General features: G+C 65.6%; 12 protein-coding genes. 7 read left to right on the forward strand and 5 right to left on the reverse strand.

The features are described 5' to 3' along the window. Window positions 1-55 precede the first annotated feature (55 nt). The 5 genes from DIE17_RS26795 to serC all read right to left on the reverse strand — a co-directional run bounded on the left by DIE17_RS26795 (window position 56) and on the right by serC (window position 5867). A complete protein-coding gene (locus DIE17_RS26795; RefSeq protein ID WP_124488355.1) occupies window positions 56-1210 on the reverse strand; it encodes an arabinogalactan endo-beta-1,4-galactanase in 1155 nt (384 codons plus the stop codon). A 750-nt stretch (window positions 1211-1960) separates the two neighbouring features. After that, window positions 1961-2911, reverse strand: coding sequence for an IS481 family transposase (locus tag DIE17_RS26800; RefSeq protein ID WP_124488356.1), 951 nt, complete (start codon window positions 2909-2911; stop codon window positions 1961-1963). A gap of 291 nt (window positions 2912-3202) precedes the next feature. Further along, on the reverse strand, window positions 3203-4465 hold the full coding sequence (locus DIE17_RS26805) for an aspartate aminotransferase family protein (RefSeq protein WP_124488357.1): 1263 nt from the start codon (window positions 4463-4465) through the stop codon (window positions 3203-3205). Further along, window positions 4462-4737 (reverse strand): acyl carrier protein, encoded by a 276-nt coding sequence (locus DIE17_RS26810; protein ID WP_124488358.1) that lies wholly within the window; start codon window positions 4735-4737, stop codon window positions 4462-4464. The genes DIE17_RS26805 and DIE17_RS26810 overlap by 4 nt, the downstream gene beginning before the upstream one ends. A 38-nt stretch (window positions 4738-4775) precedes the next feature. Continuing rightward, window positions 4776-5867, reverse strand: a complete 1092-nt coding sequence (gene serC, locus DIE17_RS26815) for a 3-phosphoserine/phosphohydroxythreonine transaminase (protein ID WP_124488359.1) — start codon at window positions 5865-5867, stop codon at window positions 4776-4778. Window positions 5868-7032: 1165 nt separating this feature from the next. Between serC and DIE17_RS26820 the strand changes: the two genes are divergently transcribed. The 7 genes from DIE17_RS26820 to DIE17_RS26850 are packed head-to-tail and all read left to right on the forward strand — an operon-like array spanning window position 7033 to window position 21583. Continuing rightward, complete coding sequence (locus DIE17_RS26820) at window positions 7033-8778, forward strand: fatty acyl-AMP ligase (RefSeq protein ID WP_124488360.1); 1746 nt, start codon at window positions 7033-7035, stop codon at window positions 8776-8778. After that, window positions 8775-11663 carry a beta-ketoacyl synthase N-terminal-like domain-containing protein gene (locus DIE17_RS26825; RefSeq protein WP_185633850.1) on the forward strand — a complete coding sequence of 963 codons (2889 nt, stop codon included), beginning with the start codon at window positions 8775-8777 and terminating at the stop codon, window positions 11661-11663. The genes DIE17_RS26820 and DIE17_RS26825 overlap by 4 nt, the downstream gene beginning before the upstream one ends. 52 nt (window positions 11664-11715) lie before the next feature. After that, window positions 11716-12831, forward strand: coding sequence for a ferritin-like domain-containing protein (locus DIE17_RS26830; protein WP_124488362.1), 1116 nt, complete (start codon window positions 11716-11718; stop codon window positions 12829-12831). A 36-nt stretch (window positions 12832-12867) separates the two neighbouring features. Then, entirely contained in the window at window positions 12868-13764 is an 897-nt protein-coding gene (locus tag DIE17_RS26835; protein WP_124488363.1) for an alpha/beta fold hydrolase, read from the forward strand. Between the two features lie 56 nt (window positions 13765-13820). Beyond that, window positions 13821-15551, forward strand: coding sequence for a cyclic peptide export ABC transporter (locus DIE17_RS26840; protein ID WP_124488364.1), 1731 nt, complete (start codon window positions 13821-13823; stop codon window positions 15549-15551). Next, window positions 15548-16759 (forward strand): beta-ketoacyl synthase, encoded by a 1212-nt coding sequence (locus DIE17_RS26845; protein ID WP_124488365.1) that lies wholly within the window; start codon window positions 15548-15550, stop codon window positions 16757-16759. Before DIE17_RS26840 ends, DIE17_RS26845 begins: the two co-directional genes overlap by 4 nt. A gap of 39 nt (window positions 16760-16798) precedes the next feature. Continuing rightward, the gene (locus DIE17_RS26850; RefSeq protein WP_124488366.1) at window positions 16799-21583 is read left to right on the forward strand and encodes a type I polyketide synthase; all 4785 of its coding nucleotides are present in this window, start codon (window positions 16799-16801) and stop codon (window positions 21581-21583) included. Window positions 21584-21588: the final 5 nt, after the last annotated feature.

Below are 21588 nucleotides of genomic sequence, written 5' to 3' on the forward strand. Positions count from 1 at the left end.
GACGCACTTCTGGCCGGCCGCCGCGCACGAATGTCACGCAGCGGCCGGCATGTCGTCAGCGTCGCCGGAACGCATCCAGCGACGGGAGCGCGTTGCCGTGGAAATCGAACAGCGTGTTGTTGTCCCACTGATCGCCTGCACCGATCTTCCACCCCACGCCGGGCGTCGGAATCCATTCCGGCTCCCACCAGAACACGCCTTTGCCGCGTCCGCCCGGAATGCCCTTCACGATGTCGGTCACCGCCGCGAGGAACTGCGCCTGCCCGGCGGGCGACGGCGGGAACGTCGTCGAGCCCGTGTTCGTCATCGTGTTCGGTTCGCTGTCGCCGTCGCTGGTGGTCCACGGATAGGCCGTCTCGACGACGATCAGTTCCTTGCCGTAGCGCACGGCGAGATCGTTCGCGTTGTTGCGCAGGTCGTCGAGCGAGCCCTGCCATTGCGGGTAGTACGACAGGCCGATCACGTCGAAGGCGACACCGCGCTGCGTCGCGCTGTCGAACCACCAGCGGCTCTTCGCGTTGTCGCCACCGCTGTCGATGTGCAGCATCACCTTGATCCGGGGATCGAATGCCTTGACGGCGTCATGCGCGGTCTTCAGCAGTTGCGCGAGGTTGTCCCACTGGTCGTACTTGCCGAGTGGCCACAGCATGCCGCCCGTGATTTCGTTGCCGATCTGCACCCATTCGGGACGCACGCCGGCCCGCGCGAGCTGCGTCAGGACGTCGGTCGTGTACGCGGCCAGCAGCGCGCAGGTGTCGGCCAGGTTCTTGCCCGCCCACGCGTGCGGCGGATACTGCTTGCCCGGATCGGCCCACCAGTCGCTGTAGTGGAAGTCGACCAGCACGCGCAACCCGAGGGCCGCCGCTCGCCGCGCGAGCGCGCACACATGCGCGGCGTCGTTGTAGCCGGCCGGCTCGCTCTGGTTGGAAGGGTAGAAGGCCGGATTGCCGGGATCGTTCCAGACCTTGATCCGGATCGAATCGACACCGTGCGCGCGCAGGATCGCGAGGCAGTCGCCGGCCTGGTTGCGGTCGAAGAAGCTCGCGCCGTGCGCCTCCAGCTGCGGCAGCGTCGACACGTCTGCGCCCATGGCGAACGAGCCGGGTGCCGACCCGCGCAGCGCGGCAAGCGCCGGCACCGCGCCGGCGAAATCGAGGCCGGCAAGCGCCGCGGCCGAGAGGCTCCAGCGCAACATCGATCGTCTGTCCATCGTCATCCTCCTGAACATGGAGGCCGAACCCGTCGGCTCCAGTAAAATTTAAGCGTTTAAATTTTCAATGCTTTTTTTGACGCCGGTCAGGCGTCGAAACGAGCGTAGCAAAAGCGCCCGTCGATGCCCAAGGACAATGTGTCATGCTTAGTATTTGGCAGGAGGGAGCGAATACCCAACGAAATAGGAACGACTAACCATTCCTCGTTGACATTGAGTGTATCCGCGAGGTTTGTCTTCGAAAAGGGGGCGGCTGCGGGTAAGCCCGATTGGGCCCAGATCAGATTCGAGCGCTCCATCGGCGAGTTTGGCAGCGATGACAGGGTAAGAGCATGGTGACGGCGCATGGGCGGATCGTGCTGACGGACTCCGACCCAGTATAGCGTCGAGTATCCGGATCAAATAGTTCATCATGTTCGACTATCAATGCACAATGTCTCCAAGCAATCCGGACGATACGGATTGGACCTATGCTGGCAACGTGTTTCGAAACGATGATAATCAAGCGTCGTGCGACAAGGACGGGACTGGTAGTCACATCCCGTGTGCTACTGGTTCGGGAACCATGAGCTTCGTCACGATGACTGGTGCAAACCTCCCGTGCCTTCGCGTCGACCCTCTATATGAAACCATCGATTAATGTCCAACCTTTTGTGGGAAGAGCTATGACCGTCGTCGGAGATGACTGCGTCGACCCTGAACGCCATCAGGATTAGCTGTTCCAGCTGACTCCGTTGTTACGGGTGCGGACTAGTTGTGAAGCGTCAAGAGGTTGTTTCTCGACGCGGGAAGTCTCGCCATCGGCGCAATGCCGCCGATGGCGCTATGAGCCCGATGCCAGTTGTAGTGATGCTGCCAACTCGCCAAGGCTTCAATGCGATGAGCCGAGTTTTGGTACGCCCATGCATAGGCCCACTCACGTAAAGCCGACTGGATGAAGCGTTCAGCTTTACCGTTGGTCTGCGGACGATACGCCCGCGTAAATTTGTGTCGGATACCCAGTTCCTGACAGGCCCGAGCAAACTCGTGCGAACGGAACGCCGAACCGTTGTCGGTCAGTAACCGGCGCACCTGCACGCCGAGCCCGGCGTACCACGCAACGGCGTCGCGCAGGAACTGCACGGCACTGCGTTTCGTCTCGTCGGGATGCATCGCCGTGAAGGCAATCCGGGCATGGTCATCCACGGCGACGAACAGGTACTCCCAACCCACGCCGTCCACCGTATCGCGCCGATTATCGGTGACACGATGGCTAGGACGCGCGATTCGACCGAGCTTCTTGATGTCGATGTGCAGCAAGTCGCCTGGCGCCTCGTGTTCGTAGCGTTGAACGGGTTCACGTGGTTGCAGGTCGCTCAGCCGGGATAGTCCGGCACGCGCCAGCACGCGGCTGACGGTCGAGACAGACACGCCTGCCTGTCGGGCGATCTGGCGCTGTAGCAAGCGCTGCTGGCGTAATTCCACGATCAGCAAGGCAGTTGCCGGAGCGATTGAACGTGGGGAGCACGCCGGACGCGACGAGGCGTCAGCCAGCGCTGCTGCACCACCGGCCAGATAGCGACCCAGCCATTTGCGCACGGTTGGCGCTGTCACGCCATGATCGGCCGCGGCCTGCGGCACGCTTGAACCGAATTCGGTGATCTCCTGAACCATCTCAAGTCGACGCGCGAAAGTGAGTCGGGCATTCTTATGGGTGTTCATCCGGCTGGGTTCCTGGAAGGTTGGGTGTTTGGCGACTTCCAGTCTCCCAGACTCAGTCCGGATGAACCATCGATACAACCTATTGAAGCTTCACAACTAGTTGCTGCGATAGCGTTGTCGGCTCAGATACTTGGCAAGTTCTGCTTCGCGCAGAGCGCCACTGGAAAAATAGCAGTGGAACCGAATCTGGCGACCGCCTCGACAGCTGTACATTGGCCAGAGCGCAATTCGTACGTTTTCGCCGGAATCTTGAAGACCCCCGTAGAGACGCCAGCGCAAGGGACCTACGCCTCAATAAGTCGTGATTTCCCATCGCCTTGTCGGTACTACGGCTGAGTCCGGTGCCTGGGTACCTTTCTTAATGATTTCACGCAGATCATGGCAGTATTCGTCTAAGGTTCGCTCGTGGGCCAGCGTCAGTGTTTGCTGGAACGCTAGCGGTTCGGCCACGAGGCTCATGAACCACCCGCGCGCCGTCATTTCGGAGGCCAGCCCGAACATATCAAGACTCGGCGACGCTACCGCGAGCACCGACAACGGCGGCGTGCCAAGCACGGTCAGTTCAGGTATGTCGGCGATGCGTTCGAGGTAGTCGCCGCGCAACCGCATCAGGCGCCGCGTCAGGCCGGCGTATCCGGCGCGCCCGAGATACTGCATGACCGCCCATGCCGATGCCAGCGGTCCGCCGGATCGCGAGCCGAGCAGGGTCGGCGTTTCGTATCGTCCTTTGGGCCAGTTCTGGAACGCGAACGCCTGGTACTGCGCATGGTCCGCGTCGGTATAGAGAATCAGCGAAATGCCTTTCAACGCGTAGCCGAACTTGTGGAGATCGGTTGATATCGACGTGACGCCTGGGATGTGGAAATCGAAAGGCGGCACGGTATGACCAAGCTCGCTCGCGAATGGTGCGACCATGCCGCCGATGCAGGCGTCGACATGGCACCAGAGTCCGCGCGCCGACGCGAGTTGCGCGATATCTTCGATCGGATCGACGCTGCCGAACGGCAAAGACGGCACGGATCCGGCGAGCAGAATCGTGTTCTCGTCGATAGCATCCGCCATCGCGTCGACACGGCATCGAAATGCGGCGTCGAGCCCGACCCGGACGACGTCGAGGCCGAGCAGGCGAGCACCCTTGTCGAAGACGGGATGCGCGGACGCCGGAATCACGATGTTGCGCCGCCCGCTCGAGATCTCGCCGCGAACGGCGACGGCGCGGTCGCGTGCCGCTTTCAGCGCGAGCATGATGCTTTCGCTGCCGCCCGAGGTCGCCGATCCCGTCGCGCCGTCGCCGCCGTGAAACAACGCGCAGACCATCGAGACGACCTCTGCCTCCATACATGCGAGGTTCGGAAACGTACCGGGAGCGAGCTGGTTCTGATGCACGAACATCATGAACGCCTCTTCGGCTACCCGCATGGTTTCCGCACCGGCGTAATAGGCGTGGAGCGGCAGGCGGCCCGCATGGACGTCCCAGTCGTGCGCCTTCATCTCCTGCATTCGCTCGCGCAATGCGGGCCACGCGATGCCTTGCGGCGCAAGCTCGGTCTTCATCGTGCCGTGAGCGTCGAGTTCAGCTTGGGCGGCAGCAGCGACGCGAGCGATTCCGTGATCTGTCGCAGCGTCAGCATGCCGTGGATATCGTGCCGCAAATGATCGAGCCGAATCTCGACGTTGAAATGCTCCTCGATGTCGAAGAGAATTTCGGCCAGGTCGATCGACGTCAGGCCGAGTTCGTCGAGGGGGACGTTCCACCAGTTCGTGTCCACGAGCCTCCTGGTTTTGCTCGCGACAAGCTGCATCACGAAATCGCTGATCTCGATCATGCGTTCACCTCTCTGCGGATATTGGGATGCGGTGGCGTTCAGGCGTGGCGGTCTCGAAACGACGTCATGAACCGCGCGAGGGCGCTGGTTTCCTGTTCCGTGACGGCGTTGTACAGCGATGCGCGTACCCCGCCGATCGAGCGGTGGCCGTCGAGTCCGTGAAAGCCGGATGTGCGCGCCTCCTGCAGGAACTGCGCGGTTGTTTGCTGCGTGCTGCAGTTGAACGTGACGTTCATCCGCGAACGGGAGTCGGGTTCGGCGTGAGCGACGTAGAACCCGGGGCTCGCGTCGAGTACCTGGTACAGCAGGTTCGCCTTTTGCCGGTTGTATGCATCGAGCTGTGTCAGATCGCCGAAGCTCTCGCGAATCCAGCGCGTGACGAGCAGCACGATATAGATCGAAAATACCGGAGGCGTGTTGTAGATCGAGCGCGCGTCGATGTGCGTGCGATAGTCGAGAATGCTCGCGAGTCCGGCCTGGGCCCGCTCGACGAGGTCGTTGCGCAGGATGACGATCGTGATGCCGGCCGGTCCGAGATTCTTTTGCGCATGGGCGTAAATCATCGCGTAACGTGCGACGTCGACCGGCCGAGACATGAAATCCGACGACATGTCGCAGAAAATCGGCGTATCGCCGCGGCTCAGGTGGTCGAAGATCTGCAGCCCCTCCACGGTCTCGTTCGACACGTAATGCAGGTAGGCGGCGCCTGGCGCAATCTCCAGTTCGTGCGCCTGCGGGATACGCCGGAAGCCGCCGGGCTCGCCGTCCCAGGCAACCGACATGCGCGACGCGATGCCAGAATCGAGTACGCTCTTGCGGCTCCAGTAGCCCGACGAGACGTAGGCGGGCGGTCGACTACCGATTTCGGAGAAGTTCATCGCCAGCATCGCAAACTGCAAAGTGCTGCCGCCTTGCAGGAAGAGCACGTGATAGTCGTCCGGAACCTTGAGCAGGTGGCGGATATTCGCCTCGCATTCGTCGACCACGTCTCGAAACCATGGGGAGCGGTGCGTAATTCCCAGCACCGAGAGCCCGACGCCCGGAATCTCCCGGATGGCGTCCTGCGCCTGCATCAGTACCGGTAAGGGAAGCGCACCGGGGCCACCCGAGAAGTTGTATTGCAGGTTCAAGATATTCCTCGCCGAGAATTGAAAAAGGGTCGGCTGTGAACAGCCGGTATCCCGGGTATGACGCCCCGTTCTTAATTCCAATTTGAAATTGCTGAGGTGAGAGATTATCAGCCGGGCGACACGGTTAAATCATCATCTGCGCGCGCGAAAATTCGGATGCCCGTGGCATTTCACGCGACATGAGCGTTCGGTTTGTTTACGGATACGAAAACTATGCGTACCAGAAGGCAAAGTCAAGGTGATTTTCCAGGCATGTTTGCCGCGCTTGTTCGACGCCGCATTCGATTTGCGTCGATTCGGATGAAAGCGATTCGCCAAAGCGGAAGCAGCCAGGCGGCATGCCGGTTCATTGCCGCTCCCAATACCGATTGGATGGTTGACGTCCTATTCCTGGCATTCCTGACAGGCTAATCATCCGTTACCAAATTTTTCCGGAAGTTTACGACGAGTAAACTCTTCAAAAGGAAAATGAATAAATTATCTTCCATATCAATAGGTCGAGAGGTGGCGGGTGATATAAGTCCCATTATTTGGATGTCGACAAATTGTAATTTTACGGAAAGTTGTTTGCATATAAATGCACCACAATATGTTTCGGGTTTTCACCTACTTGACGTAAAATTGAATGGCGAAATAGACTCATTTCAAATTAGTAGGAAGAAATATCCGAAACATGAGAGATCAATCCGTTCAAATCTGAATCTGTCGGCGACAGGGGATGGGTTTGAATTGTCAGCCGAGTCTCTTGCTTCCCAAATTGCGCGCCGTGAATTGAATTGAGGTGTGCCGCAGCGTGGGAAATCATCAAATTTAATCAGACGGATATAGTCTGATTTCGGTGTGTACTGGTTCTTCCTGTAGCAAATTCGTATTGTGCCAATACGGCAGCATGCGTTTGCGGTAGATATCGTCATGCTGACTGCGGCCGAATCGCGACACCGTGTGCCTGCCGGTTTCCCGTTCCGTTTGGATCGGGGCCGTCACAACCGCGGATGTCGGCGATTTGCCGCAAACGCGTTCGCGGCATCGGCCATTCGATGCCGGGACGGCTTGCGCCCTGAAAACGGTGGCGGTCAACGAACACACGGTCGATGCATGATCGCGGGTTTGCGTTCGTCGTCCCCGGAGCCAGGATATTAATTCGCATACCTATTTGTGTGCCGTAATGAACTTGCGAGAACTGCTCGAGAAACGGGCATCGGAAGATCAACCTGATTCGCCGGCCTACATCTTTCTCGCGGATGGCGAGGACGCCGAGGAGCGGCTCACGTCGGCCCAGTTGCTGAGCGCGGCGAACCGGATCGGCGGTGCACTGCGCGATGACGTGGCCGCGGGCGCGCGGGTCCTGCTGGTTTATCCGTCGGGACTCGAATTCATCAAGGCGTTCTTCGGCGCGGTCTGTGCGGGTACGGTAGCCGTCCCGATTTATCCGCCGTCGCGGAAAGTGACGACCGATGAATTGGCGCATTTCGAACGCGTCGCGGCCGATTGCGGGGCGGAGATCGCATTGACGACGGGTGCATACCTGGACCAGCTGGCACCGACGATCGCGAGTTCGCCCGTGCTGGGCGGCATTCGCTGGCTGGCGACCGATGCGCTCCTCGCGACCGGCTGGACGCCGGAGGCGATCGACGGCGATTCGCTGGCGCTGCTGCAGTACACGTCGGGATCGACGTCAAAGCCGAAAGGCGTGATGCTGACCCATGGCAATCTGCTTTCGAACATGGCGTCGATCCACGAGGCGTTCGGCGGCTTCCACCATCGTCTGCGGTGCGCAAGCTGGCTGCCGCTCTATCACGACATGGGGCTGATCGGCACGATGCTTACGCCGTTCTTCGGCGGCGCAGAAACCATCTTCATGTCGCCCGCGCACTTCCTGCAGCGGCCGATCCGCTGGCTTCGGATGATCGATCGCTACCGCGTGACCGTAAGCGGTGGCCCCAACTTCGCTTACGACCTTTGCGTTCGCGGCGTCTCGACGGTCGCCAAAACGCGTCTCGACCTCTCGACGTGGAAGGTCGCGTTCAACGGTTCGGAGCCGGTGCGCAGCGAGACGCTGACGCGCTTTCGCGACCGCTTCGCCGACAGCGGATTCGCGTCGAGTGCCTTCATGCCGTGCTACGGCCTCGCCGAATCGGCGCTGCTGGTCGCGGCCTGCCGGTTTGATCGCGAGCCGAGCATCGTCGGCGACCGTGCACCGCACCATCACGACGGCACGCAGGGTCAGCAGCGCGAACGCGTGACTTGCGGGCCATGTGCGCCGTCCACCACGATCACGATCGTCGATCCCGTCGATTGCTCGCCGGTGCCGCCGGGTGCAGAAGGCGAAGTCTGGGTGCGCAGCGCGTCTGTCGCCGCCGGCTACTGGCATTCGCCCGAGTTGACGAACCACACGTTCGCGGCGCGTCTCGCGCGGACGGACGACGATCCGGACGGGGCCCGGGCGGCTGCGGGAACCTGGCTGCGTACGGGCGACCTCGGGCGGATGCATGGCGACGAACTGTTGATTACCGGGCGTCTGAAGGACGTGATGGTGATCAATGGTCGCAAGATTCATCCGCAGGACGTCGAGGATCACGTCCAGTCGCTCGACCGGCGTTTCCGTCTCGGCGGAGGCATTGCGTTCGTGGTGGAAGAGGACGGATACGAGCGGGTCGCGCTCGTCCAGGAGGTCAATGCCGGATCGACAGACGAGGCAGCGGGACTGGCCGCGCTTGCGCGGGAGTTCGTATTCAGGCGGTTTCGCGTGGCGCTTCACGGCATCGCGCTTGTCGCGCCGGGCGGCGTGCCGAAGACCTTCAACGGCAAGCTCAGGCGGCAGGCCTGCCGTCAGGCGTACGCGGAGGGCGCCTTGCCAACGCTGTACGCGTTCAAAGCAGGCGCTCACGCGGTGCAGGGGCGCCGGACGTGAACACTCCCACGCTCGAACGCTGGCTGTCGGAGGCCGTGGCGACGCGGGCGGGCTGTCCCGTCGATGCGATCGAACTGGACCGGCCGATCTTCGATTTCGGTATTGATTCGGTGGCGGTCGTCCGCATCGCCGACGCGCTGTCGACCTTGCTGCAGCGGCCCTTCGATCCGGCCGATTTCTTCGAATTTCCGACCATTTCGGCGCTGGCCGCCCATCTGTGCAACGACGCGTTGTCCGTTCCGACCGAGCGATGCGAGTCGTCCGCCAGGCCGGTGCCGCGTGAAGCGGCGGCGCTCCGGGAGAGCTTTGCGATCGTCGGGATCGCGTGCAGGATGCCCGGTGCGCGAGACAAGGACGCGTTCTGGGAAGCCTTGTGCGCGGGGCGCGACTGTATCTCCGGCCGCCCCTCGAACCGTCCGCGGCTGGCCGGCGCAGCAAACGCGTACGCGACGGCAAGCGAGCAGGCCGGCTATCTCGACGACATCGACCAGTTCGACGCCGCCTTCTTCCGGATTTCCCCGAAGGAGGCCCAGCACATGGATCCGCAGCAGCGCCTGCTGTTGCAGGTGGCCTGGGAAGCGCTGGAGGACGCGGGGATGCGTGCCGGCGATATCCGGCAGACGGACGGCGGTGTGTTCGTCGGCATTTCGCACAGCGACTACAGCCAGGGTATTTTCTCTGGAGCCTGTCCGGTCGACAGCTATTCGAGCTCGGCCAACGCGTTGTCAGTCGCGGCGAATCGCTTGTCGTTCTACCTCGATCTCGTCGGTCCGAGCCTCGCGATCGACACGGCCTGTTCGTCGTCGCTGACGGCCGCGCATCTGGCGATCGCGAGCCTGCGCGCCGGCGAGTGCGGTTTCGCGCTGGTCGGCGGCGTCAACCTGATGTTGAGCCCGGAAGTGACCGACGCATTGAGCCTCGCCGGCATCCTGTCTCCCGATCGTCGCTGCAAGCCGTTCTCGGCGCTGGCCGACGGCTACGTGCGCGGCGAGGGCTGCGCGGTGGTGGTCGTCAAGCGGCTCGAGCGCGCGTTGGCCGACAACGACCGAATCTACGCGGTCATCGCGGGCAGCGCCGTGAGGCAAAACGGTCGATCCAACAGCCTGACCGCGCCGAACCCGGGCGCGCAGGAAAGCATGCTGCGCGCGGCCGCGGTCCAGGCGGGCGTGACGCCGGCCGGCATCGACTACGTCGAGGCGCACGGCACCGGCACGAGTCTCGGCGACCATGTCGAGATGACGGCCCTCGGTCGTGCGTTCGGGGCCGGTCGCGATGCCGGCGCGCCGCTCCTGATCGGTGCCGTGAAATCGAACATCGGCCATCTCGAGGCCGCGGCCGGCATCGCCGGTCTCGTCAAGGTCGCCCTGGCCCTGCATCACGGCGAGATTCCCGGCACGCTCCACGCCAGCCCGCAGAATCGCGCGTTCGATTTCGCCGGATCGGCGATCGAGGTCGTGCACGCGCATCGTCCGTGGCCGTGCCGTGAGCATCGGCGGACTGCCGGTGTGAGCAGCTTTGGATTCGGCGGCGCCAATGCACATCTGATCCTGCAGGACGCGCCGCGCCGCATCCCTCGAGCCCGCGTCGAGATCGGCTCCAGCCTGCCGCGGCTCTTCGCGCTGTCGGCGCGCACGCCGGATGCGCTGAAACGGCAGGCTCGCGTGGTCGCGCAATGGCTCAAGGCACAGTGCGGCGGCACGTGTCCGGATCTCGATGATCTCGCCTATACGTCGATCGCGCGGCGCGAGCCGCTGCCATATCGCCGCGCGTTCGTCGCGAACTCGCTCGGCGCGCTCGCGGCGGAACTCGAAAGCTTCGCGACGACGGCCGGGCCGCCGGCCTGCTCGCGGGCGGGGCACGTGCGCGCGGTCTTCCGCTTCGGCGTGCCGTCGCACGGCTGGCTCGTCATGGTCCGCGACGCCTGCCGCGCCGATCCGCTGTTCGTCTCGGTGCTGCGCCGCTGCGATGAGATCCTCGAAACGCTCGGCATCGCGTGGCGCGTCGCGGACGGCATCGCCCCCGAGGCGGCGGAATCCGGCGTTGCCGCGCTGGCGGTCCAGCTCGGCATCGTTCATGTGCTGAAGGCGGGCGGCGTCATGCCGTCCGTGCTGCAAGGTACCGGCAGCGGGCGTTTCGCGGCCGCGGTGGCCGCCGGCGCGCTGCCGTTGCATGCGGCCGTGCGTGCGCTGCTGGGCGGTGCGTCGTCACCGGTTCGCCCCGATGCCGAATTCCACGTGACGGACGAAGCGGACGATGCCGGTGCAAGGTACGTGAGCTTCGACTGCGGCGGCGAGCTTGCGCCGGCTTCGGCCGGCACCGGTGCACTGCCGGCCGAAGCGGCATGGGGCGGCGGCCGGCATCCGTTACACGACGCACTGGCCAACTGGTTCGGCGCCGGCGGCGCGCTGCGCTATCGTGCGTCCGTTGCCGGCTTCGTCCCGTCGCTGGTGTCGCTGCCGCCCTATGCGTGGGAGCCGACCCGCTACTGGATCGAGGCGGCGCCGAGACGCCCGGCGCGCCGCGAGCCCGCGGAGGCCGCGAGCCGCTCGCTCGGCGGCGTGACCGCGGCGGGGCTGCGGCCCGGCGCGGAGGTGTACCCCGAAACCGAACTGGAAGCGTCGCTGCTGTCGATCTGGAAGGGAATCGTGGCGCTGCCGTCAGCGGGCGTGACGGACACCTTGCTTAACGTCGGCAAGCCGGCCGATATCGCGCTGTTCCGGAACAGGATCGCCGAGAGGCTCGGGCACATCGTCAGGCTGGACACGCTGACGCGCTTCCCGACGATCCGCGATCTTGCCCGCGCGATGCAGGCCGCATCCGACGATCGGGAGGCGCTGAGCGCGAGCGCGAGGCGCGGCGCCGCACGCAGGCATGCACTGGGATGAAGTTGCACGGATCGGCATGCCGCCGGCCGTCGAGCATCGAGGACACGTATTCATGACCATCGAATTCCACTACGAAGTGCCGTTGAGTGAGACACGCTGGCACGTGAACGGCCGCGCCGACATGTGCCTGTCCTGGCAATACGACCGCGATCGCGAGGCACTGCTTGCGCTGTACGAGAAGGGCAAGCGACGCCAGTGGGACGCGGCGCTGCGGATCGACTGGGACCAGCAGTTCGATGAGGACAACCCGCTCGGCCTCGACGACGCGTCGATCCCGATCTTCGGCATGCCGATCTGGAAGCGCCTGTCGGCCAGCGAGAAGATCGAGATCCGCCGGCACAGCCAGGCCTATCTGATCTCGCAGTTCATGCACGGCGAGCAGGCGGCGCTGATCGCCACGGCGCGAATCATGCAATCGGCGCCGGACCTCGACGCGAAATTCTTTGCTGCCACGCAGGCGATGGACGAGGCGCGGCACCTGGAGGTGTATTCGAAGCTGCTGCGCGACCGGTTCGAGACTGCCTATCCGATCTCGGCCGGGCTGCGCAGCCTGCTCGACGTGGGGCTCAACGACGCGCGCTGGGACATGACCTATCTGACCATGCAGGTGCTGATCGAAGGGCTCGCGCTGGCCGCGTTCCAGCGTATCCGGGATCTCTCGGACAACACGCTGGCGGCGACCATCAACGCCTACGTGATGCAGGACGAGGCGCGCCACGTCGCGTTCGGGCGCACTGCGCTGCAGGACTACTACCGTCAACTCACCTCGGCCGAACTCGACGAGCGCGAGGCGTTCCTGATCGAGGGCTGTCATCAGATGCAGCAGAGCTGCACCCAGCGCGAGGTCTGGGAGCGGTTCGGCCTGCCGATCCGTGAGTGCCTCGGTCTCGAGGAGCAGTCGGCCACCGGCAGGCAGTTCCACGTTTCGCTGTTCTCCCGCATCGTGCCGATCGTCAAGGGCATCGGGCTGTGGGGGCCACGCGTGCGCGAGGCGTTCGAGAAGATGGGCGTGATCGACGCGGCGAACTTCGATCTCGACAATGAAATCGCGCGCGACGACGAGATCGCCGAGCAGTTCGACGCGGACGCCCACGTTCGCCGCGGGCTCGAAGCGGGCCCGGCCACAGGTTCACCCGGCACACAGGACCCGCACGATGCACGACTCTGATCAGCGTTCGACGACTCATCTGACCCCACGATGCCCATGATCTCCCATTCCATTCGACTCGCCTTGCCCGACGGCGGTGTCTCGCACATCAGACACTGGCGGCGCAGCGGCGCGGGGCCGGCTGGCTCCACCGCGTGCCTGTTGATTCACGGCTTTGGCGAGTCGTCGTGCAGCTGGAGCGATTATGCCGCTGCGCTCACGAGCTACGACGATATCTATGCGGTGGACCTGCGCGGGCATGGCGATTCCAGCCGGGACCCGATCGCGCAATACACGCTGCCTAGTTTCGTCGGCGATCTCGACCATGTCGTCGACATGCTGAGGCTCGGCGACTTCGTGCTGGTCGGCCATTCGCTCGGCGGCGACATTGCGCTCAGCCTGGCCTCGCGGTATCCCGGCCGGGTTCGTGCGGTCGTGCTCGTGGATTTCGCGCCAGAACTCAATCCGGTCGGTCTGCAGAAGGTGTGTGCCGATCTGGGGGCGAATCTACGCGTGTTCGAGAGCCACGCGCAGTTTGTCGATGCCGCGACCCGGGCCCGGCCGCTGCTGTCGGCGGACATCGCGGCGCGTTTCGCGCAGGACATGCTCGACGAAGTCGCAGGCGTCGGCTTTGTCATGAAGGTGGACCCGGTGTTCGGCGAGTTCGCGCCGGCCGACCTGCAGAGCCCGGCGCGCAGTGCGGCCGCGTGGGACAAGCTGCGCGCGCTGGCCTGCCCGCTGCTGCTGGTGCGCGGGACCATGTCCAGCGTGCTTGCTCGCGATGCTGCCGAACGCAGCGTGCGCGCGGCGCGCGACGGCACGCTGCGGGAGGTGCGCGCCGGCCACGCCGTGATGCAGGACAACCCGAAGGCGTTCCTCGACGCGACCGTCCCGTTCCATGACGCGCTGCGCGCCGCGCGCGGGAGCGGACAGGTGCCGGCACCACAGGGCTGAGCATCGGCGGCCCGACGTTCAGTCGGCTTCCCGTAGGTGATCTTGACGAGGCAGCAATGTTGAATCTTTTCGGAATGCTTATTAGAGAAGGGCCTGTTCTGTTCTCCCTGGCCTCGATCGGAAGCGCGCTGAGTGGCGTGGCGACCATGGGCATCCTGGTGTCCATGTTCGTCGCGATGGAGGGTGATGCCGGCGTCAGGTGGTGGCATTTCGCGCTGTATGGCGTGCTGGTGATCGCCACGCGCGTGGTATCGCGCTCGATCCTCGCGCTGATCACGCGCCGTGCGGTGATGACGCTGCGCGTGAACCTTGCCCGCCAGATCGTCGATGCGCCGCTCGACAAGCTGGAGCACACGGGGCATTCGCGGCTGTTCGCCTCGATGGCGGCCGACGTGACGCGCATCGGCGAGGCCGTTCCCAATACCGTCAACATCTTCGCAAACCTCGTGTTTCTCGTGATCTGCTTCTGCTATCTCGGCGTGATGTCGCCGGAGCGCCTCGGGATCGTGCTCGGCATGGTCGGCATCGGCCTTGTCGTGCATCAGTGGGTGTCTCGCCGCATCGCGCATTGCATGCGCGTCGCCCGTCACGCATGGGACGATCTCGCAATCACGTTCGACCTGCTCGTCTACGGCGTCAAGGAGCTGCAGCTCAACGCGCGCCGCAGGGCGCAAATGCTCGACACATTCCGTGACAACGCCCATGAGCTGAAGAAGGCCTGGCAGCGCCAGTCGGTCGTATTCAACTTCGGACAGGGCTTTTCGCAGACGATCTTCTTCCTCGCCCTCGGTCTCGTGATCTTCGACATCCACGGCCGGCTGCTTGCACAGAGCGCGGTGGTGCAGTACGCGCTGTCGCTGATTTACATGATCGGGCCCCTGCGCGATATCGTCGGCAGCATCCCGGGCCTGATCGACGCGGGCGTTGCCTACGAGCGCATCGAGCAGATGGGCTTCTCTCTGACTACGCGCACGCTGGCGGATCCGAAGCCGGATAGGACGGCCGGCCATGACCCGAGCGTGCCGTGGCAGGAGATCGCGTTGCACGGCATCGTCTACCGCTATGCGGGAACGGACGGCGGCCCTCAGGGCGCATTCCGTCTCGGGCCGATCGACCTGCGCCTGCGGCGCGGCGACGTGGTGTTCATCGTCGGACGCAACGGCAGCGGCAAGACCACGCTGGCCAAGCTCGTCACCGGCCTGTATGTGCCCGACGAAGGCTGCATCACGCTCGACGGCACGCCGGTGACCGAGGCGAACCGGGCGCATTATCGCGAGCAGTTTTCCGCGATCTTCAGCGATTTCGTCCTGTTCGAGCGGGTGCTCGAGACGCCCGGCGAGGCGTGCGACGCCCGCGTCGACATGCTGCTGAAGAGCCTGCGCATCCACGACAAGGTCACCGTCGCCGGCGGCCGGCTGTCTACGGTCACCGCGCTGTCGCTCGGCGAGCGCAAGCGGCTCGCACTGCTGACGAGCTATCTCGACGAACGCCCGGCCTATCTGTTCGACGAATGGGCCGCGGACCAGGACCCGGTGTTCAAGGCCGTCTTCTACGAGAAGATCCTGCCGGACCTTCGCGCGCGAGGTCGGCTCGTGCTGGTCGTCTCGCACGACGACCGCTACTTCCGCTCGGGCGACACGCTGATCGATCTCGACCAGTTTCCCGGAGCACGCCGCCGCGCTGCGACGGTGGTGGCCGGCGACGCCGACGCGCCGCGCTTTCCGGGGTGGCTGGGCGTGCCTGCGGCCGGGCCGGCGCCGGACGTGCTGTCCGAGGACGCGAAATGAGGCGCGTCGTCATCTCGGGCGCCGGCGTCACGTCGCCGGTCGGGCTGACGGTCGACGCGTTCTGGCGCGCGATCGTCGACGGCCGCTCCGGGATTGCCGACATGCGCCTCGTGCCGACCGCGCGCCTCAACGTGAAGCACGCCGCGGAAGTCGTCGATTTCGTCGCGCAAGCGCATTTCGACGCGCGGCGGATGCAACTGCTCGACCGCGTGTCGCAGCTCGCGGTCGCGTCGGCGCGCCAGGCCCTGGCCGATGCCGACTTCGAGCTGACGGAGGAGCTGGCGCGCGAGACGCCGGTGATCGTCGGCAGCGCCGTGGCCGGCCAGCAGACGATCGAGGACACCTACGTGCGCCTGTACGGCATGAACCGCGAGCGCGTGCATCCCACCGTCGTGCCGCGCGTGCTGCACAGCGCGCCGGCCAGCCAGGTCTCGATCGACGCCGGACTGATGGGGCCGACCTATTCGATCGCGAGCGCCTGCGCATCCTCGACGCACGCGATCGGGCTCGCGTTCCAGATGATCCGCGCCGGCACCGCGCCGATCGCGGTGGCGGGCGGGGCGGAATCCTGCCTCACCGTGGCGACCATCAAGGCCTGGGAGTCGCTGCGGGCATTGAGCCACGACACGTGTCGGCCGTTCTCGCGCGATCGGTCCGGAATCGTGCTGGGCGAGGGCAGCGCGATGCTCGTGCTGGAGGACCGCGAGCACGCGCTGGCGCGCGGCGCACGGCCCTACGCCGAGATCGTCGGGTTCGGCATGAGTTCCGATGCCGGCGAGATGCTGGCGCCCAACACCGAGGGCGCGGTGATCGCGATGCAGCGCGCGCTGCGCGACGCACGGCTCGACGCCGAATCCATCGACTACCTGAACGCGCACGGCGCTGCCACGCGGATCAGCGACATCAGCGAGACGCGCGCGATCCACCGCGTGTTCGGCGCGCGCGCCGCGGGCCTGCAAATTTCGTCGAGCAAAGCGGTGCTTGGCCACAGCCTCGGTGCCTCGGGCGCACTGGAAACGCTCGTCGCGGCACTGGCGTTGCGTGACGACATCGCACCACCGACCGCGCATTACCGCGAGTCCGATCCCGAATGCGATCTGGACTACGTCCCGAACGTCGCCCGCGCGGCACGCCTGCGCTACGCGATGAAAAACTCGTTCGCCTTCGGCGGACTGAACGCCGTGCTCGTGCTCGGAAAACCGCTTTGACGAGCCATTGCCCCCACTGCCAATAAAAGGACCAGCGCCATGAACAGCCGAGATCTTCCCGACGACGAACACGTATCCAGCATTGCCATCATCGGCATGGCCGGGCGCTTTCCAGGCGCGCCGGACGTGGACGCGTTCTGGCGCAACCTGCGCGACGGCGTCGAATCGGTCCGGTTCTACAGCGACGAGGAGCTGCGCGAGGCGGGCGTCGACGACGAGTACATCGACTCGCCGCGCTACGTGAAGGCTGCGGCCGTGCTGGACGACGCGGATCGCTTCGACGCGCGCTTCTTCAACCTGAGCCCGAACGAGGCGCAGTACATCGATCCGCAACACCGGATCTTCATGGAATGCGCGGTCGAGGCCCTCGACAACGCGGGCTGCGATCCGGAGCGCTTCGATGGCGCGATCGGCGTTTACGCGGGCGCGGCGCTCAGCTACTACGAGCTCGAAGTGGCCTTTTCCAACTACGAGCAGCTCGCGACCTCCGATGCGCTTCAGACGCTGTTCGCCACCGGCATCGCCAACGACTATCTCGTCACGCGCGTGTCGTACAAGCTGAACCTGCGCGGCCCGGGGCTCACGGTGCAGACCGCGTGCTCGACCTCGCTCGTGGCGGTCCATCTGGCCTGCCAGAACCTGCTGTCGGGCGAGTGCGACGTCGCGCTCGCCGGCGGCGTCTCGATCCAGAGCAGCTACCGGAAGGCCGGCTACTTCTACACCGAGGGCGGCATGGTTTCCGGCGACGGGCACTGCCGTCCGTTTGACGCGGACGCCACCGGCACGATCTTCGGCGACGGCGTCGGCATCGTCGTGCTGAAGCGGCTCGACCGCGCAATCGCCGATGGCGACAATATCCGTGCCGTGATCCGCGGCACGGCGATCAACAACGACGGCTCGGAGAAACTCGGCTTCACCGCGCCGGGCGTGCGCGGCCAGAGCGCCGTGATCACCGAGGCGCTGGCCGCGGCCGGCGTTGCCCCCGATACGGTCGATTACGTCGAGGCACACGGCACGGGCACGATCCTCGGCGATCCGATCGAGATCGCCGCGCTCACCCAGGTCTATACGGCGCTGTCGTCCGCGACACCCGAGTGCCGCGTCGGTTCCGTGAAGGGCAACGTCGGGCACCTGAACCATGCGTCCGGCATCACCGGGTTGATCAAGGTCGTGATGTCGATGGAGAACCAGCAGCTGCCGCCGAGCCTGAACTACCGGACGCCCAATCCGAACATCGATTTCGCGGCGTCGCCGTTCCGGGTCAACGCGGCGCTGGCCGACTGGTCGCGGGGCGCCGTGCCGCGACGCGCCGGCGTCAACGCGTTCGGCATCGGCGGCACCAACGCGCACGTGATCGTCGAGGAGGCGCCGCTGCCGACGGTGCGCGACGGACGCCGCCGCAAGTGGTGGCTGCTGCCGGTCTCGGCGAAGAGTCCCGATGCACGCACGGCGATGCAGGGCAAGCACGCCGCCTTCCTGCGCGAGCATGACGACCTTGACGTCCGCGACGTTGCGTGGACGCTCGCGCAGGGGCGGACCCTGCATCGCTACGCCGGCTTCGCGGTTGTCAAGGATCTCGACGAGGCGGCGAGCGCGCTGGAGACCGGCGATCGCCAGCGGCTCGTGATCGGCGAGTGCCAGACGCGCGAACGCAAGGTCGCGTTCCTGTTTCCGGGGCAGGGCACCCAGCATGTCCGCATGGGCCTCGGGTTCTACGACGAGGAACCCGCGTTTCGCGCCGCCCTCGACGAATGCCTGGACAAGATCGAGCGCGTCGGCGGGGTCGCGCTGCGCGCCGTGTTGTTTCCGGACGAGGCCGGCCTCGCCGCCGCTGACGAGGCGCTGCGGAACACCGCGCTGGCCCAGCCGGCGATCTTCGCGGTTTCATACGCGCTGGCTGCGCTCTGGCGCGCCTGGGGCGTCGAGCCTGTCGCGATGCTTGGCCACAGCATCGGCGAGCTCGTGGCCGCCTGCGTCGCCGGCGTTTTCACGCTCGACGATGCGCTGCGCGTGGTCTGCGAGCGCGGCCGGCTGATGCAGGCGATGCCGCCCGGCAGGATGGCGATCGTGCCGGCGAGTCCCGACGCGGTCGCGCCGCTGCTCGGGCCGGACGTCGCGATCGCCGCGATCAATGCGCAGGATACCTGCGTGATATCGGGACCCGCCGCAGCCGTCGATGCAGCCGAGGGGCGGTTGCGCGGCGAGGGCCTGTTCTGTACGGACCTGCGCACCTCGCACGCGTTCCATTCGTCGATGATGGCGCCGGCGATTCCGGACTTCGTCGCGCTGCTCGACGCCATCACGCTGCATGCGCCGACGATTCCGTTCGCGTCGAACGTGACGGGCCGGCTGATCACCGCCGAGGAAGCGACCTCGCCCGAGTACTGGGGGCGGCAGCTGGGCGGCACGGTTCATTTCGCTCGCGGCTTCGAGACACTGCTGCGCGACGCCGGCATCGACCTGCTGCTCGAGGTCGGGCCGGGGCGCTCGCTCGCGTCGCTTGCGCAGCGCAATGTGCCGAACGGCTCGCCGGTGACGGTCGTGTCGTCGATGCCGCGCCCCGACGGCCGCGAGGAGGAGGGCGCCGCGCTGCTGAAGGCCGTCGCGCAACTGATCCTCGCGGGTGTGCCGTTCGATCCGCGGCGCCTGTTCGATGACATGGCGCCGCGCAAGGTGGTGTTGCCGCCGACGCACTTCGTGCGCGAACGCTACTGGGCCGCGATCCGTGACGAGTCCGACGGCGCGACGCTGCGGCCGAGGAAGGCCGGCATGGCGGCAAAGGCACTCGACAGCCTGTACGGCCAGGTCTGGACGCGCGCGCTGCCGGTTGACGTCCCGATAGACGAGATGCTCGCGGAGCGTCCGCAGTGCCTGGTCTTTGCGAACAGCGGCCCGCTCTGCGCGCGGCTCGCGGAAACGTTGCGCGGGCGCGGGCTGAATGTGGCCGTTGTCGAGCCCGGCGACGCGTATGCGAGAACCGGCGAATCGAACTTTACGGCCTCACCCGGCGTACCCGAACATTTCGTGAAACTGCTCGCCGATCTCCAGGCGGAAGGGCGCGTGCCGCACCGCATCGTCTACGCATGGAGCCTGCCCGGCGCGACGGACGCACGGGACGGCATCGACGGCATGCTCGATCGCGCGTTCTTCGGGCTGCTTCACGCCCTGCAGGCACTGGCGCGGCACGACAAGGACACGCAGACGGATCTGCTCGTGATCGGCGCCGACGCGCTCGAAGTGCTGGGCACGGAAGTGCCGCGGCCGGCCTCGGCACTCGCATTCGGGCCGGCGCTGGTCGCCTCGCTGGAGCTGGTCGGCGTGAATTCGCGCTTCATCGACCTCGCGACGGAGGATATCGCGGCCGGGCGCGTCGACGCCGTGATCGATCTGCTGCTGCGCGAGTGCGTGGCGCGCACCCAGGCGAACGTCGTCGCCTATCGCGGCGGCAATCGGTGGCTGCCATCCTACGAAGCGATCGACGTCGCGCCGGTGCCGGCGGCGGCGGTGCCGATCCGGCGCAATGGCGTCTACCTGATCACGGGAGGTCTTGGGGACCTGGGTCTCGCGTTCGCGCACTGGCTCGCAAAGGACTATCAGGCGAAGCTGATCCTGGTCGGCCGCAGCGGCCTGCCCGACCGCGAGCACTGGCCTGCGCTGCTCGCCGACGCGCAGGGCGATACACGGCTCGCCGGCATCGTGTCGCGACTCCGCGACATCGAGGCGGCCGGCGGCGAGATCCTGGTGGGCAAGGCCGACTCGGCCGATCACGCCGCGATGCTCGATCTCGTCACGCGCGCCCGCGCGCGCTTCGGCGACGTGCACGGCGTGCTGCATCTCGCGGGGCTGGCCGGCACCGGGCCGATGATCCTGCGCAATCGTCAGGAGCTGATGCCGATACTGGCGCCGAAGGTGCACGGCATCGACGTCATCGAGACGCTGTTCGCGGACGCGCCGCTGGACTTCGTGGCCCTGTTCTCGTCGATCGCCGCGATTACCGGCGGCCTCGGACAGGCGGCCTACACGTCCGCGAACGCCTACATGGATGCCTATTCGCGCCAACGCGCACACGGTTGCGCGCAGCGCGTCGTCGCGATCAACTGGGACGCGTGGGGCGAGATCGGCATGGCCGTGACCACGCCGCTGCCGGACCGGCTCGCCGCGATCTGGGAAAAGGAACTCGCGTCGTTCGGCATCGGCACGGCCGACGGGATCGAGATCTTTCGTCGCCTGCTCGCCACGGGCCGCAACGGCGTGCTGGTGTCGCGACGCGTGTCCTATGCGGACGACAGCGTGCCGGCGGGCATGGTCCGTGTCGTGCCGCCGACCAAGCAGATCAGCGAGAGCGCGCTGCCGACCGAGACGACCGGCAACCGCTACCCGCGTCCGTCGATCGGCTCCGAATACCTGGCGCCGCGCAACGAGCTCGAGACGATCCTCGTCGAGTTCTGGGGCGAGGCGCTCAGCGTGGACGGGATTGGCGTCCACGACGACTTCTTCGAGCTCGGCGGCCACTCGCTTCTCGCGTTGCAGATGATTCCGCGCCTGCGCGCGCGCTTCGGCATCGACATCAATCCGCGCGACCTGTTCAGCGCCGAGGGAACGGCGACGATCGCCGAGCTGGCGCAGGCGATCGAGATCAAGCTGCTCGAGGAACTCGAGGTCGGCGAAGCGGGCGACGCGCTCGACGCCGCCGCCTCGACCGCCATCACGCGGGACGGCGCGCCGGACCGCGACGGGATACCGGCCCCGAACTGGGCACCCGCGCAGGAGCCGCCTGCGGGTGCCGGCGGCACGATCGCCACGTCGTCCATCTCTCGCGAATAGTCAAC

The organism is Burkholderia sp. Bp9099 (genome assembly GCF_003857805.1).
Lineage (GTDB): Bacteria > Pseudomonadota > Gammaproteobacteria > Burkholderiales > Burkholderiaceae > Burkholderia.